Annotated in this window: 13 protein-coding genes; 2 read left to right on the top strand and 11 right to left on the bottom strand. The window is 43.4% G+C overall.

All coding sequences use genetic code 11. From position 1 onward, the window contains the following. Window positions 1-162: 162 nt before the first annotated feature. From HNQ46_RS01280 to HNQ46_RS01245, 8 genes are all read right to left on the bottom strand, one after another. Window positions 163-2,121 carry an SseB family protein gene (locus HNQ46_RS01280; RefSeq protein WP_243155798.1) on the bottom strand — a complete coding sequence of 653 codons (1,959 nt, stop codon included), beginning with the start codon at window positions 2,119-2,121 and terminating at the stop codon, window positions 163-165. Between the two features lie 220 nt (window positions 2,122-2,341). Further along, a complete protein-coding gene (locus tag HNQ46_RS01275; RefSeq protein WP_243155797.1) occupies window positions 2,342-3,565 on the bottom strand; it encodes a PepSY domain-containing protein in 1,224 nt (407 codons plus the stop codon). After that, window positions 3,558-4,130 (bottom strand): RNA polymerase sigma factor, encoded by a 573-nt coding sequence (locus HNQ46_RS01270; protein WP_183681927.1) that lies wholly within the window; start codon window positions 4,128-4,130, stop codon window positions 3,558-3,560. The genes HNQ46_RS01275 and HNQ46_RS01270 overlap by 8 nt, the downstream gene beginning before the upstream one ends. A gap of 57 nt (window positions 4,131-4,187) precedes the next feature. Next, entirely contained in the window at window positions 4,188-5,033 is an 846-nt protein-coding gene (locus HNQ46_RS01265; RefSeq protein WP_183681922.1) for a mechanosensitive ion channel family protein, read from the bottom strand. A 184-nt stretch (window positions 5,034-5,217) separates the two neighbouring features. Further along, on the bottom strand, window positions 5,218-5,706 hold the full coding sequence (locus HNQ46_RS01260) for a hypothetical protein (RefSeq protein ID WP_183681919.1): 489 nt from the start codon (window positions 5,704-5,706) through the stop codon (window positions 5,218-5,220). A gap of 153 nt (window positions 5,707-5,859) precedes the next feature. Beyond that, a complete protein-coding gene (locus tag HNQ46_RS01255) occupies window positions 5,860-6,894 on the bottom strand; it encodes a TIGR03943 family putative permease subunit (protein ID WP_183681916.1) in 1,035 nt (344 codons plus the stop codon). 88 nt (window positions 6,895-6,982) lie between these two features. Next, on the bottom strand, window positions 6,983-8,242 hold the full coding sequence (locus HNQ46_RS01250; protein ID WP_183681913.1) for a CobW family GTP-binding protein: 1,260 nt from the start codon (window positions 8,240-8,242) through the stop codon (window positions 6,983-6,985). Window positions 8,243-8,369: 127 nt separating this feature from the next. Next, window positions 8,370-9,125 carry an HAD family hydrolase gene (locus tag HNQ46_RS01245; RefSeq protein ID WP_183681910.1) on the bottom strand — a complete coding sequence of 252 codons (756 nt, stop codon included), beginning with the start codon at window positions 9,123-9,125 and terminating at the stop codon, window positions 8,370-8,372. A 208-nt stretch (window positions 9,126-9,333) separates the two neighbouring features. Between HNQ46_RS01245 and HNQ46_RS01240 the strand changes: the two genes are divergently transcribed. Further along, entirely contained in the window at window positions 9,334-10,065 is a 732-nt protein-coding gene (locus HNQ46_RS01240) for a ribonuclease H1 domain-containing protein (RefSeq protein ID WP_183681907.1), read from the top strand. Window positions 10,066-10,381: 316 nt separating this feature from the next. Here the strand turns inward: HNQ46_RS01240 and asnA are convergent, their stop codons facing one another. From asnA to HNQ46_RS01225, 3 genes are all read right to left on the bottom strand, one after another. Then, window positions 10,382-11,389 (bottom strand): aspartate--ammonia ligase, encoded by a 1,008-nt coding sequence (gene asnA, locus HNQ46_RS01235; RefSeq protein WP_183681904.1) that lies wholly within the window; start codon window positions 11,387-11,389, stop codon window positions 10,382-10,384. A gap of 103 nt (window positions 11,390-11,492) precedes the next feature. Then, complete coding sequence (locus HNQ46_RS01230) at window positions 11,493-11,810, bottom strand: hypothetical protein (protein WP_243155796.1); 318 nt, start codon at window positions 11,808-11,810, stop codon at window positions 11,493-11,495. A 122-nt stretch (window positions 11,811-11,932) separates the two neighbouring features. Further along, window positions 11,933-13,237: an SPFH domain-containing protein gene (locus HNQ46_RS01225; RefSeq protein ID WP_183681901.1), complete on the bottom strand. Its 1,305-nt coding sequence runs from the start codon at window positions 13,235-13,237 to the stop codon at window positions 11,933-11,935. A gap of 174 nt (window positions 13,238-13,411) precedes the next feature. Here HNQ46_RS01225 and scfA point away from each other — a divergent pair, with 174 nt between their 5' ends. Next, window positions 13,412-13,558 (top strand): six-cysteine ranthipeptide SCIFF, encoded by a 147-nt coding sequence (gene scfA, locus HNQ46_RS01220; RefSeq protein WP_007155875.1) that lies wholly within the window; start codon window positions 13,412-13,414, stop codon window positions 13,556-13,558. Window positions 13,559-13,638: the final 80 nt, after the last annotated feature.

The raw sequence follows: 13,638 nt of genomic DNA, 5'->3' as shown, positions 1-13,638 counted from the left end.
TTAAACAGAATACCATGTCCATTATTTTCAAGCAAGAAATATATTTGTTTAATAAAAAAGCCCGACTGGATAGCCGAGCTTTTTTATTATTCTTTACTTGTATAATAAAATTGATTGCGTTAAATAAAGTATGAAAAATTGATTTCGATACAAATTCCCCCCTTAATCTAACCAGCGCATCTGCCACTCAATGGCGATTTCGCGAACTTCCTCTTTTCCGGCTAAAGCGTTCACCCAGTCCTTAGGAATCTCAGATAAGCCGTAGTAAGCTGCTGCAAGGGTAGAAACCACTACAGGAAGGTTCTTACTTCCCTTTACGGAAAGTGCAGATTCCACTGCTTCCTGATAGCTCTTGCTGTTAAGCAGTACCCAGGTAGCTAAAAGAAGAGTATCTTCGCAGCTTTCCTTTCCGGACAGCTCCTCCGCCTTCTTTCCTTCCAGGCTCTTTAAATCCAAGAAGGGCTTTAGAATATCAAAGGAAGCAACCAGTGCATCATAGTCCTTAACATCCTCTCTATGCTGCTCCTTGGCCTCTTCGTTCAGGCGCTTCTCTTCTTCATTCTCCGCCTCTTCCTCTTCGTAGAACAAAGCTACATAGTTGGCCGCAGCCTGTAGCTGCTCTTCCAGGCTTTCTCCCCCTAAATGAAGAACCAGATTACGAAGCATGGTGGCATACAGCTCTCCCATCAGCATCGCCTTAGGATTATTGTTTGTTAATCGCACTGCATCATGGAGCATTGCCCTGTCCATGTCACTAAACTGATGCAAACGTCTGCAAAGCATCATGGCAAAGGGCAGCATTCTGGAAAGGAAGGAATCATCCTCTGCATCCACACCGCAATCCTTAGGTCCTTTACCGGTGGCAAAGCGCATAATGCTGGCATCCATAGTTTCCACGGCATCCTGCCCCTGTCCTTCCAAGGCATACACTCCCTTAGACTTCCAGTCGTAGAACTTTTCCTGCATATCCGGGAAGGAAAGCTTTCTTTCGGTATTCAGGCTGTGGAACTCTGCCAAAAGAACGGATCCCATAGCAGGACGATAGCTAAAGGCCTGCTCTCTATAAGGAGCTTCTCCAAGAGCATTTTTCTCCTTGGCAATTCCTAAGCTTCCACCGATTAAAGCGGAGTACAACATGGTTTCGGAAAGCCCCTGGGTCATGGCTCTCTTTTCTTCATTTTCCTTCGCTCTCTCTTCTCCTCGCATCTTGGCATCCAGAAGCCACTTCACCATGTCCAGACTTAAGAAGAAGGATTGAGACCAGGGATTAATAATCAGTCCGTCCATCTTTCCGGATTCGGAAATGTGGATAGCCGCCTTCAGCACATCCTGCACCGGCATGGCGATAGCCGCTGTTTCTGCAGGATTCTTCTCGATTTGTTCCCCGGAGGTAAATACCGCAATGGCGTCTCTTCCATCCTGTGTTGTTAAATGGTTCAGAAGAACCTGACCATCTGCGATTTCTCCCTCTTTTTTCTCGGTGGATACGATAGCCACCAAAAGCTGAGCATTAAGCTCCATGGCCTGTAAAAAGCCCTGTAATACTCGCTCAATGCCGGCACGCTTCTTGTCTTCCGGCATAGCCTCTCCTTCAGGAAGCTTCTTCTGCTCCTCATGGTAAGCTGCAACCGCCTGAAAAATTCCGGCACTTCCCTTTAAACGCTCTTCCACGTTCTGGGTACGCATCTTATTTTGCAAAGCCACGATGGCTTCTTTCAGAAGAATAAAGCTGTTGCTGAAGGGATTGATTACCACACCGTCGGAATGGGGATGGTTAGCCGCAATCTGTAACAGCTCCGCCACAGGAAGTAAAACTGCGGAGGATTGCTGTCCTTCGTTCCCCGCCTTCTGCTCTTCCACATTAGTGAAAGCTGCGGCATAGCTTTTTCCTTCCTCGGTTGTTAAAAACTTCAGGTTAATCTGCTGCTGACCGTCCTTTTCTCCGGCAGGATCCGCCGCAAGAAGAAGTCCTCCTCCGTTGTTAATTAACTCTTCGATACTAGCAAAAATTTTATTTAAATTCTCTTGGTTTCGCTCATCGGAAAAACGAAGAATACTTTCCTCAAGTCCCTTGGCTAATTCGAGTTTTTCAGAAAACTCCTTCTGTCCCATCTCTTTCATCTAATCCTCCTAAGTCTCGCAAAAAAGGAAATATGCCCTTTTTTGTACTTCAGACAGTATAGCAAAGAATGGGGGATAGAGAAACATTTTGATGAAGAAAAATCAAAATATCACTTATGCAAATGGGCCTGAAAATCAGGGCGAGCTCAAATTGCCCCTCATTTCAGACCCATACTGAAAATCGTATTCGATATTTAAATTGTAATAAACGCTTCTCTATTTAGTCATCCTGCTCTACATTGGCTTTTCTGATGGAACCATCTACAGCACCAATTTCGTAATCGTACTCCATGTTTCCTACTTTAAAGTCAATCTCATATACACCGTCATCATCATACTCAACAGAAAGCTCTCTAACTTGTCCTGCAGAAACCCCGGCATGACCGAAGGCAATAGCCTTTGCCTTGTCTGCACTGATTCTCTGAGGAGCTGCCTGAGTCTGTGCCTGAGTCTGAGTCTGTGCCTGAGTCTGAGCCTGTGTCTGTGTCTGAGCCTGTGTCTGTGTCTGAGCTACAACAGCCTGTGTTTCTGTAGGCTGAACCTGAACCGCCTGAGTAGTACCCTGCTGCGTTGTTGTTACGATGTAGTCATCATCTCCCTCATTAATATCTTCAATGGCATCCGCAATATTTTCCCAGAGGCTGTCATCGGAATCATACTCAATAATATCACGGATATCGATATTTTTATCAGCAACCAGCTTTGCAATTTCGGAAATCTTCATCTTTGCCAGCTCTTTGGCATCTAAGGATCTGGCCTTATTGGCAAGGTTCAGTACGAACACAGCCTTTCCTAAGGAAATGTTATTTTTCCTGGCAAATGCGGAAGCATTGTTATTCTGAGTGGAAATCACCTGATGAAAAACTGCAGCATTCATATCCTCTGTGGACAAAGCTATCTCCATTTCTTTCACCACCAGCTTACGAAGAGTATCCGCCTTCTTCTGATCCTTATTCTGCACGGTTACCAATACGCCCTTGGTGTCCTTCGTCATATAGCCTTGCTGCACCATGGAACCTACGATAGCATTTAATGCCACCTGTAAATCCACATTATGTAAATCCATACCGGAAAGAACCTTATCACCGTCGCCGTTGGTTGCATAAGCTTCTAATACGCGGTTCTTTTGGTTGGTAAGAAGCTCAATTCCCGGATTCACATCCAGATCCACCAAGCTATCCACCATTAAGTTTCCTCTGTAATAAAAGATTCCCCCAACTATCAATACCAAAGCTACGCAAGCTGCTGCCAACTGCATCACTGTTTTTAATCCTAGACTTGTACGCTTATTTTCGATTCTACTTACCAGCACTTTTTCCATCTTTGCACCCTCTTCCTTGGAATCCAGTTCTGCGGTAATCCTAGTAAATAAGTCATTGGGGATAAGATTTTGAACAGCCTCTTGAAGCTCTTTTTCCATATTTTCCTGCTTCATCTTACTCATCCTTTCCTAAATGCTCCTGCAGCTTCTTAATGCTCCTCTGGTATTTGGATAAAACCGTATTTAAGTTTTTTCCTAAATACTCCGCAATTTCCCGATTCTTCCAGCCTGCCACGGCATGAAGAAATAGAATCTGTCGTTCTTCTTCCTCCAATATTTCCATGGCGGATTCCAAAAGCATTCTGTGGTCTGCATTTTCTACGAAGGAAAAGGAATATTTGGCGTCCACCGCCTCTTCCACTTCATGAATACTTTCTTTGTTCTTCTCTTTTCGGAAATGCATCAGGGTGAAATTCTTGGCAACTCGGAATATCCATGCCATCGCCTTATTTCCCCCATGATAGGAAGCTGCATTTTCTGCAATGCTTACATAGGTTTCCTGCAAAACATCCTCTGTGTCATACTTATTTTTCGTTAATGAAAGAACGTAGGCATACAATGCATTGATGCTTTTCTCATATATGATTTTTAGCGCTTCCCGGTTTCCCTTTGCCAGGGAGAAAATCAGTTCATCCGCTATTTCTTCCTGCCCGGGAAAATCCGCAACCAGCATACTCACATTGATCATGTTTTTCGTCCTTTCATAAGTACAATGCATAGAGAGGGCATTTTATTGCAAAGAAAATCAATTTTGTATGTTTTTAATAGCCGTGCTGGGCAAAAGCACATTTTCTTTAGCGAATTTGATGGCAACTTTCTCATTAATTCGGTTATACAGGGTCCAGTAAGATGGAGTATCCACCCAAAGACGAACACTGAATTCCAAATAATCTCTTCCTACCGCGGTAAGTCCTACGAAGGGCTCAGGATATTTTCGGATCAGCTCATCGTCCTGAATACAAGCCTCCAAATATCCCTTAATCTTTTCTACATCCTCATCCCGACCAAGCTGGTAAATCAAATCCACTCTCCGGAAACGCTCCGCACTGTAATTAATGATATTGGCATTCATCAGGCTGCCGTTGGGGATGGAAATACGCTTGTTATCCGGAGAAAGAATAACAGTATAGAAGATACTCACCTCCTGCACCGTACCTTCATCCGTACCGCTTTTGATATAATTCCCCACCTTAAAGGGGCGAAACAGCAAAAGCATAATGCCTCCCGCAAGGTTAGATAGGGAGCCCTGTAAGGCCAGACCTACCGCCACACCGGCAGAAGCCAAAAGAGTGATGACGGAAGCAATGGGAACCCCCAGAATGCTGACACAGCTGATTCCTAAAATCAGATACAGACAAAGTACGATTGCTCGAAAGAAAAAATTCCGAACCGTAGGATCGATCTTAGCTGAAATAGGGGTTTTCGGAAGAATATGTCCCAGCTTTTTAATGATAAATCGACCAATCAAAAACAATGCCAGCGCCAATAAAAATTTCCCCATAAAACGGGTAAGCCCCAGAGCTAAGCCGTTTCCAAAATTTTGGAAGCTCCAGACCCGAATTTCATTTTCAATACTTTCTACCTGATTCATATTATCTCCCGTCCCTACCACTGTAGATGGATAAAACTTTTTCCTAAAAATCATACCGGAGCAATATCCCCGGCTCTACTTTGGCTGTAAAAATATTTATAAAAATACCGGCTTCCAAGGTTAGATTCTTGGGTCTAACTTTTGGAGCCGGTATAACACTGCTATAGCTTGCTGAAAAGAAATATTACTCTACGATATCTCCGTCCTCTACCAGAATATCATTTCTGTGAAGGAAAATGAAGATTACACGGCAAAGGGAAATTACGGCAGCCAAAACACCGAAAAGAGTAGAATCGGAAACACTGCTCATCTTTCCGTATACGGCTTTATAATTGTAGAAAGAAACAATAATCACTACGATGGTAAAAATAATGCCAACCAATCCCCAAAGGGCGCCGCCAACAAATCCACCAAGAAGGGGAAGCACACCCATGATTGCAGCACTGGCAATCGTGGGAACCTGATTACCGAACATCTCCTGGTCACCTGCAAAATAAGCATAGAGTCCACGATTTACGTAGGGGATAAAGGCTAAAATTGCCTTATCCTCCTGACCGTTATTCTTAGCCAGGGTATAAAGAGCGTAAGCCTCCAAGCCGTAGCAAATCAGCCAAAGCAAGATAAACGGGATTAAAAATGCTCCTAATAGTGCAAAGATCTGTAAATATGACATAGTAAGTCCTCCTTTAAGTTGTAGGGCATCTTGCATCCATACAAATCCTGCCCTTGTTAAATTAACACTCCTAGTATACAAAAATAATATAATTTCGCAAGGCTTTCTTACTTATTTCTAAAAAAATATCGTTTATCCTTCTATAAGAAATCGTTAGAAATTCACAGGTTCCTTGATTTCTCCGGTTCTGGCAATCTTTTCCAAATGTAAAACCGGTCCTATACCATGATATTCTTCCCGTTTCTCCAGCTTCACCTTTGCAGTGAGCTTTGCCCAGTCTCTTGTTGAAAAGGGAGCAATTAACTTCTTGTCTCCCTTACAGATAAAGCCCAGGAAGGTCATATCCTCCGCACAACAGGTCATCGCCATACGTCCCGGAACAAATTCATTCTCCGGCATATTTTTTCGTTTTAAAATCATCGCGGAAAATGTGATTTCTTTATTCAGATAGCGCTCCGGGTTCTCCATGCAGTCCAAGAACCAGGTACCATAATCTTCATCTGCTAAAGTAATGGCATCCTGTCCAAGATCGTAGGGCAGGTCTTCCGGAAGAGCGGTCTGGGGAATTTCTCCATTTTTATCCTCCAGTAAAATCATGGCATTCTGCCCCATTGCCCGAATCTTTCTACGATAATCCACTAATTCTTCATTGGACAGATTATCGCAACGATTCACGATGCACAGCTCCGCATGACGAAGCATCTGCCCCAGGAAAGAACGCATATTGGAAAGATAGATCTTTAGGCTGGAACCGTCTAAAATCGTAATCACCTGATATAAAAACCAGTTCTTCGGCATGGACACATGATACTTCGGCTCACGATTTTGCTGTTTTGCCAGTACCTCTTCACTCATGGGACCGCCGTATAAATCATCCTGGTTCCACATCCCGTTCCACTCGATTAAGACTCTCTCCGCCTTATACTGTCTTGCCAGAGACTGCAATTTATCTTCCTGAAAATCAGTAATATTTTCCATATACACCGGCGTTGTATGATGTGCTGCCAGCTTAATAGGGTCATATTCCACTTCCCCATCCTCACAAAGAAGAAGGAGGGTATTGCCCTCGGTCTGAAAATATTCCTGCTCCATGGTAAATTGAATGAAGCTGCTTTTTCCTACCTCTAAAAATCCGTTAATCAAAAAGACAGGAATGCCTTCTCCCTCCGCTTCCCACTGTTCTCCCATTCTACTCTCCTTCCGTTCTATGCTTTCTTCTCCGAAAAGGAAAATAAACCTGTTCCTTTTCAGAGAATTCTTTTTTTAAATTTTAAAATTAGTCGTTAAACAAAGCCTTAATCTTGTCCTTTTTCAACTCAGTTCCGATGACCACGAACTTTCCGATATTTTCAGGACCGGCCTCACGGATTTCCACCTGTTCCGGCACCAAATCAAAGTTTACCCAAGTGCCGTCTGTGCAAGCCAGCATACCCTTTGCACGGACAATACCGCCGTAAGCACAGCCTTCAGCCATTTCCTCTAAAATCTCTGCCAAATGATTTCTGTCTACCTTCTTAAATACTTCCAAACCGATGCTGTCAAAAATTTCATCCGCATCATGGTCATGACCGCAAGCGCAGCCTTCATGATGATGGTGATGATGATGCTCATGCTCTTCTTCATCATGACATCCACAACCGCAGGACTCTCCATGCTCATGATGGTGATGATGCTCATGTTCCTCATCATGGCAGCCACAGCCGCAGGACTCATCATGCTCATGATGGTGATGATGCTCATGTTCCTCATCATGGCAACCACAGCCGCAGGACTCATCATGCTCGTGATGGTGATGATGCTCTTCCTCATCATGGCATCCGCAACCACAGGACTCCCCGTGCTCATGGTGATGTTCATGATGATGCTCGTGGTCATGATGATGCTCATGGTGATGAGCGGCTTTCGCCTTTACTTCTGCCAAAAGCTCCTCTTCCAGATTCTCTTCCTTCCCGATGATTTCCAGAAGCTTTTCTCCGCTTAACTCCGTAAGGGCTGTGGTAATCAGGTTAGCATGAGGATTGATGCCACGAACAATATTTACGGCCTCCTGAGCCTTCTCTCCGGAAGCAATATCCATTCTGGACAGTACAACGGAAGTGGCAAAACGAATCTGGTCATCAAAAAACTCACCGAAATTCTTGTTGTACAGCTTTGCCTTTGTAGCGTCCACTACGGTTACGGCTCCATCCAGCTTTACATCCAGATTCTCGGAAACGGTCTTTACAGCCGATAAAATATCGGAAAGCTTTCCAACTCCGGAAGGCTCAATCAGAATACGATCAGGATGGTACTGTTCAATAACTTCCTTTAAGGAGCTTTCAAAGTCTCCCACTAAAGAACAACAAATGCAGCCCTGGTTCATTTCCCGAATTTCAATTCCCGCATTCTTTAAAAAGCCGCTGTCCACACCAATCTCACCGAACTCATTCTCGATAAGAACAACATTTTCCCCCTTTAAAGCATCGGAAAGTAATTTCTGTATAAATGTAGTTTTTCCGGCTCCTAAAAAACCTGAAATAATATCAATCTTTGTCATAAAATCCTCCTTTGGGATGAATACATTTTTCTATGGATACAAGCGCTATTTTACGATAATCTTCCACCTTGTCAATATAACCGCGGTATAAAGTTAGCTATACTTAACTTTCTTTAGAAATATTAAATCATTTTTCCAAAAAATTCTCCTCCAAAACCTGCCATAGCTCTTCTCCGTCCTTCACAAGGTACTTTGCCCCATGCTCCTCAAGCTCCTTTTTATCCCGAAATCCATAAAGACAGCCAATGCTGAGCATACCCGCATTTTTCGCCGCATCCAAGTCCGTCTTGGTATCTCCCACCATGACAGCCTCCTCCGAAGAAATCCCCAGTTCCTTGCAAACCGTAAGAAGCATATCCGGATTCGGTTTTAAAGGAATCTTTCCATTATCTCCCAGTACCAGAGTAAAGCTGTCAGAAGCAAATACCTTGTCCAAAATAATGGACGCCTCTTCCTTGGGTTTATTGGTAATACAAACTCTGAAAATCCCCTTTTCCTCCAAGCGTTTCAGGCAGGCATGAATACCGGGGTAGGGTTCCGCCTCATAGGTACAATTATCCGGAAAAATGGAGCGATAATATTCATAGGCCTCTTCATAAAGCTCCATGACCTCATCCCCCTTAAGGTCCAAGTCCATGGCCTTCTCCTCATCCTTTGCTTCCCATTTTTCCGCCTTCTCATACCAAATCTGCGCATTCTTTTCCAGGCATCTTTCCACAAATTTCTTGGTCCCCACACCCACAAACTTCTTGGTTTCCTCCAGACTGACACCCTCCAAAGAAAAATGCTCCATGGTCAAATCCATATTTCTTTTTAGGCTGGCTAAGGTATTGACCAAAGTTCCATCCAAATCAAAAAGTACTGCCTTTATTTTCTTTCCCATTTTCAACTCCTCTATATACTTTTTAAAAGCTTTTAGTGTATATTCACTATGCATTCAAAGGAAATCTGCTGTTTGGATTTCTATATCTCAGCTAGTTGGATTTCTATATCTCAGCTAGTAGAATTTCAATATCTCAGCTTTCCTTTGAAAAAATAATCTTGAAAATCCAATGTTTTCTCCTCCACCAGTATAAAGAGGAAGAAAGGGAATGTCTATCATGGCTTATTATTACGCGGTAAAAATCGGAAAAAATCCGGGAATATACAGTAGCTGGGCAGAATGCGAAAAACAGGTAAAGGCTTATCCCAGTGCCAAATTCAAAAAGTGGAAAACAAGGGAAGAGGCAGAAGCCTATATGAACGGTAGCGGCAATTCAAAGCCATACGGCTCCGACATGAGCTCTATTAGTTTTGGTTCAAAAACGCCTTCTTCCCGGAAAGAAAAAGGGAAGGCAACTCTTCTCCCCTTACAAGACGGTTCTCTTTCGGCCATAGAAGAGCTTTTTCAGAGCACTAAGACAGACTGCATTGCCTATGTGGACGGAAGCTTTGAAAAAGACAATGGAGTCTACGGATACGGCGTGGTTTTCATTGAAAAGAATGGAACTATAGAAGAATACTTTGATTCAGGCCGGGAAGAAAGCTACCAAAGCATGAGAAATGTTTCCGGAGAAATCCTGGGAGCCTTAAAAGCAGCTTCCTTGGCTGTGGAAAAAGGCTACTCCTCCATCGCCATATTCCACGATTACCAAGGCATCGCCTCCTGGGCAAAGGGAGAATGGAAATGCAACAAAGAAAAAACTATAGAATATAGAGAAAAAATGCTGGAATTCCAAAAAAAGCTGATAATTTCTTTCCATAAGGTTCAAGCCCATAGCGGGGATTACTTTAATGAAAGAGCCGACCTCTTAGCCAAGCAGGCGGCAGGAATAAATATTTGACTTTTATAGTACCTTTGCCAAATATCAATTTATATATAAAGTGAATAAGCTATTGTTTACAAAAGATACCGGCTCCGAACGGTGGATGAGCATTTTACCAGCTTTTCTGCATTTATAGTCTGAAACAGGGGTAATCTGAGGCCGTCTGTACTTGCGAAAAGCAAACGAAGTGTAGCTTTTAGCTTAGTACAGCTACGTGCCGAAGTTAGCGAGAGCGTGCCCCTGTTTTAGAGCTATAATGCAGAAAAGCGAAAACACAAAAAGTGTCTTCGCTTCTACTATTTCTATACTCTCTTATATATAATTTTCAAACGTACTATAAAAGGAAAATATTATTCTCCTCGCAAAGCTTTCGCATCTCCTCCGGCCAGATGGATGCCTGTACTTCTCCCACATGAGCGCGGTCCAAAAGCAACATACAAAGTCTGCTCTGTCCGATTCCGCCTCCGATGGTCTGGGGGAGCTTTCCTTCCAAAAGCATCTTATGGTAAGGGAGCTTTGCCCTGTCTTCATTATGGGATAGCTTGAGCTGTCTCTCTAAAGCCTTCTCATCCACGCGGATTCCCATGGAGGAAATCTCCAGAGCACAATTTAAGGTTTCAAACCAGAAGAGGATGTCTCCGTTTAAGCTCCAATCATCATAGTCCGGAGCTCTGCCGTCATGGGGTTCCCCGTTACTGAGCTTATCTCCGATTCTTTGAATAAATACACAGCCGTGCTCTTTGGTGATGGCATTTTCTCTTTCCTTCGGACTGAGATTCGGATATCTTTTAAGCAGTTCCTCAGAGTCAATAAAGTAAATCTCCTCCGGCAGCTTCTTCACCGCATCCGGATACTTATACCAAACCTGATGCTCCATATGCTTGATAATACGAAAAATGTCTCTTACCGTGTTCTGTAGTACCTCTTCCGTTCTTTCGTCTTTTCCGATGACTCTTTCCCAGTCCCACTGGTCTACATAGCAGCTATGCAGATTATCCAATTCTTCATCTCGGCGAATGGCATTCATATTGGTGTAGAGGCCTTCTCCCACTTGGAAATTATAACGCTTTAAAGCAATCCTCTTCCACTTTGCCAGAGACTGGACAACCTCCACCACTTCCTCTTTTTTCCATGGCACATCAAAGGACACCGGTCTTTCCACACCGTTTAAGTTATCATTTAATCCGGAGCTCTTCTCCACAAAAAGCGGAGCGGAAATTCTGGATAAATTCATCTCCTTTCCAAACTCCTTTTGGAAAGTATCTCTGATATATTTAATTGCCTCTTGGGTTTCCCGAACACTGAGCCTTGGGGAATAGTCCTTTGGAATTACGAGTGCCATGCTTCTTCCTCCTTTAAGTCACATAAGATTAAGTGCCTATCATACTCTTCTTTTTTTCATTCGTAAAGACAAAAAACCATCTAAAAGGCTTTCATAAAAATGTTTAGAAAGCCTCCTCCAGATAGTATTTTGCTTCCTTACTTTTCCCCAACTCCAAAAAATATCCGTAAAGAAAATTTCTTTGCGCCTTGCTAAGGGGACAAAGAGCTGTAGCCATCAGTTTTTTCTTACTGGGATTATGCAAAAGCACATAGCCTCTTCCGCTTAAAAAATCTCCGGCATTGAATAGGCTTTGTTTTGAAAATTCCTCATAAAGCCCTAATTTCATTAAAATTCTTTCCGCTTCCATACAATGCTTTCCCCAGTCTGTAGGGAAGAAATCCCCCTTGGGAGAAAGCCAGCCCAGTAACTCTTTATCCATATCGTCCTCCATCCTTAAGAACATAAGTCAAGAATTTTACCCTATAGCTGTTTCTATATAGAAAAACTGTGAAAAAGAAAGTCTCTATTCTGCCCTTTCTTCTTCACAGTCCGGTCTATATTTTATCTTTTATGTCCACACTCCGGACAGAATTTACCTACATTGCCGGTATGTCCGCACTCCGGACAATTCCATTTATCCGCTCTAGCCTCTCCACATTCAGAGCAGAACTTCCCGGTATTATGGGTATGTCCGCATTTTGCGCAGGTCCAATCCTCCGCTGTGCCTGCTTCTGCAGTCGGTACGGCACCGTTTGCAGTTTCTTGCATAGGAACACTTACCTGTCCAAAGATGCTTCCCTGAGCTCCTGCATTTGCCTGATTAGCGGTATTTTGTCCCGCCTGCGCATTGCCCTGCTTAGCCCCCATGGAGAAAAGCTCGGAGGCATTGAAACCACCGGTCTGATTTGCCATATTCATTCCCGCAAAGGCCATCATTGGTCCTGTAGCGGTATTTCCTGCTGCAAGCTTCATAGCATCTCCCTGAGCCTTGGAAAGATAAGCCGCAGCCATGCTGGGATCACGGAAAACAGCATCTCTCTGCATTTCCTTAATCATCTTCTCATCTTCTTCCGGCGCCTTGATGGAGCTGATACCGAAGCTGGTAATCTTAATACCGTAATGTCCTCCCCAGGTACTGGAAAGAATATCATTTAAAGCATGAGCAATATCATCCGTATGGCTAAGAATGCTGTGGTAGCGGATTCCCTGTTCGGAAATACGGGAAAAAGCAGGCTGTAAATTGGTTAAAAGTTCAGACTTTAACTGAGACTCCACCTCTTCCTTCTTATAATCTCCCTCTACATTGCCCGCAAGATTCCTATAGAAGAGTACAGGGTCCGTAATCTTATAAGCATATTCTCCGTGACAGCGAAGGGAAATCTCTATGTCCAGATTAATGTTGGGATCCACCGCTCTAAAAGGAATGGGGTTTACGGTACCGTATTTATTGCCCACAATATCCTTAAGATTAATGAAATAAATGCGTTGATCCTTTGCCGTGTCTCCGCCGAAGCTCAAACGCTTCATAAAGGTCTTAAAGCTTTCTACTACGCTTTCACCCAGTGAGCCGTAGAAAATACTGGGTTCCGTGGAGGAATCGAAAACAAACTCTCCTGCCTCTGCAGACAGCTCCACGATGGCGCCCTGCTCCACAATCAGCATACACTGTCCTTCGTTTACGGCAATGACAGCACCGTTGGAAATAATATTGTCTGAAGCTCGAGTATTGGAACTGTTTTGTCCAATTCTCTTATGCCCCTTGGTCATGAGGGTATCATTGTCTAAGGAAGAACAATAGAAATACTCTCTCCACTGATCTGCTAAAACGGAAATTCCCGCTTCTTTACCTGCTTTTATCAATCCCATAGACTCACTCCTTTATGGTAAGCAAATTCATTTTTGTCCCTCTAAGACTACCATATTTTCCTCTAAAGGGAAAGAAAATCCCTTTCCAATCTTGACAAAGTTTTAGCGTAACAGGTAAAATGCAGGAGTAAATAAATTGCTTGAAAAAGCATTCAGGAGAAAGAGGGATAGGAAATGAAGCACATTATTACCTTAAGCACCAGAGATTTAGAGAAGAGCGTTGAGCACGGCGGATGTGGAGAGTGTCAAACATCTTGTCAATCTGCTTGTAAGACCAGCTGCGGTATCGCAAATCAAAACTGCGAGAACGAAAACAACTAAGGATTTCTCAGAAGAAGGAGCTGTGTGCAGACACAGTTCTTTTTTTTCGCCATTGATTGAAACACTATCTTTATGCATTG

The organism is Oribacterium sinus (assembly GCF_014202695.1).
Taxonomy (GTDB): Bacteria; Bacillota; Clostridia; order Lachnospirales; family Lachnospiraceae; genus Oribacterium; species Oribacterium sinus.
This window is presented reverse-complemented; position numbering and strand designations above follow the sequence as displayed.

What these genes read in the sequence shown, in the direction of transcription:
- HNQ46_RS01280 (WP_243155798.1), bottom strand. Translation starts at nt 2,121, where the DNA reads ATGAAAGAGATGGGACAGAAGGAGTTTTCTGAAAAACTCGAATTAGCC.
- HNQ46_RS01275 (WP_243155797.1), bottom strand. Translation starts at nt 3,565, where the DNA reads ATGAGTAAGATGAAGCAGGAAAATATGGAAAAAGAGCTTCAAGAGGCT.
- HNQ46_RS01270 (WP_183681927.1), bottom strand. Translation starts at nt 4,130, where the DNA reads ATGATCAATGTGAGTATGCTGGTTGCGGATTTTCCCGGGCAGGAAGAA.
- HNQ46_RS01265 (WP_183681922.1), bottom strand. Translation starts at nt 5,033, where the DNA reads ATGAATCAGGTAGAAAGTATTGAAAATGAAATTCGGGTCTGGAGCTTC.
- HNQ46_RS01260 (WP_183681919.1), bottom strand. Translation starts at nt 5,706, where the DNA reads ATGTCATATTTACAGATCTTTGCACTATTAGGAGCATTTTTAATCCCG.
- HNQ46_RS01255 (WP_183681916.1), bottom strand. Translation starts at nt 6,894, where the DNA reads ATGGGAGAACAGTGGGAAGCGGAGGGAGAAGGCATTCCTGTCTTTTTG.
- HNQ46_RS01250 (WP_183681913.1), bottom strand. Translation starts at nt 8,242, where the DNA reads ATGACAAAGATTGATATTATTTCAGGTTTTTTAGGAGCCGGAAAAACT.
- HNQ46_RS01245 (WP_183681910.1), bottom strand. Translation starts at nt 9,125, where the DNA reads ATGGGAAAGAAAATAAAGGCAGTACTTTTTGATTTGGATGGAACTTTG.
- HNQ46_RS01240 (WP_183681907.1), top strand. Translation starts at nt 9,334, where the DNA reads ATGTCTATCATGGCTTATTATTACGCGGTAAAAATCGGAAAAAATCCG.
- asnA (WP_183681904.1), bottom strand. Translation starts at nt 11,389, where the DNA reads ATGGCACTCGTAATTCCAAAGGACTATTCCCCAAGGCTCAGTGTTCGG.
- HNQ46_RS01230 (WP_243155796.1), bottom strand. Translation starts at nt 11,810, where the DNA reads ATGGATAAAGAGTTACTGGGCTGGCTTTCTCCCAAGGGGGATTTCTTC.
- HNQ46_RS01225 (WP_183681901.1), bottom strand. Translation starts at nt 13,237, where the DNA reads ATGGGATTGATAAAAGCAGGTAAAGAAGCGGGAATTTCCGTTTTAGCA.
- scfA (WP_007155875.1), top strand. Translation starts at nt 13,412, where the DNA reads ATGAAGCACATTATTACCTTAAGCACCAGAGATTTAGAGAAGAGCGTT.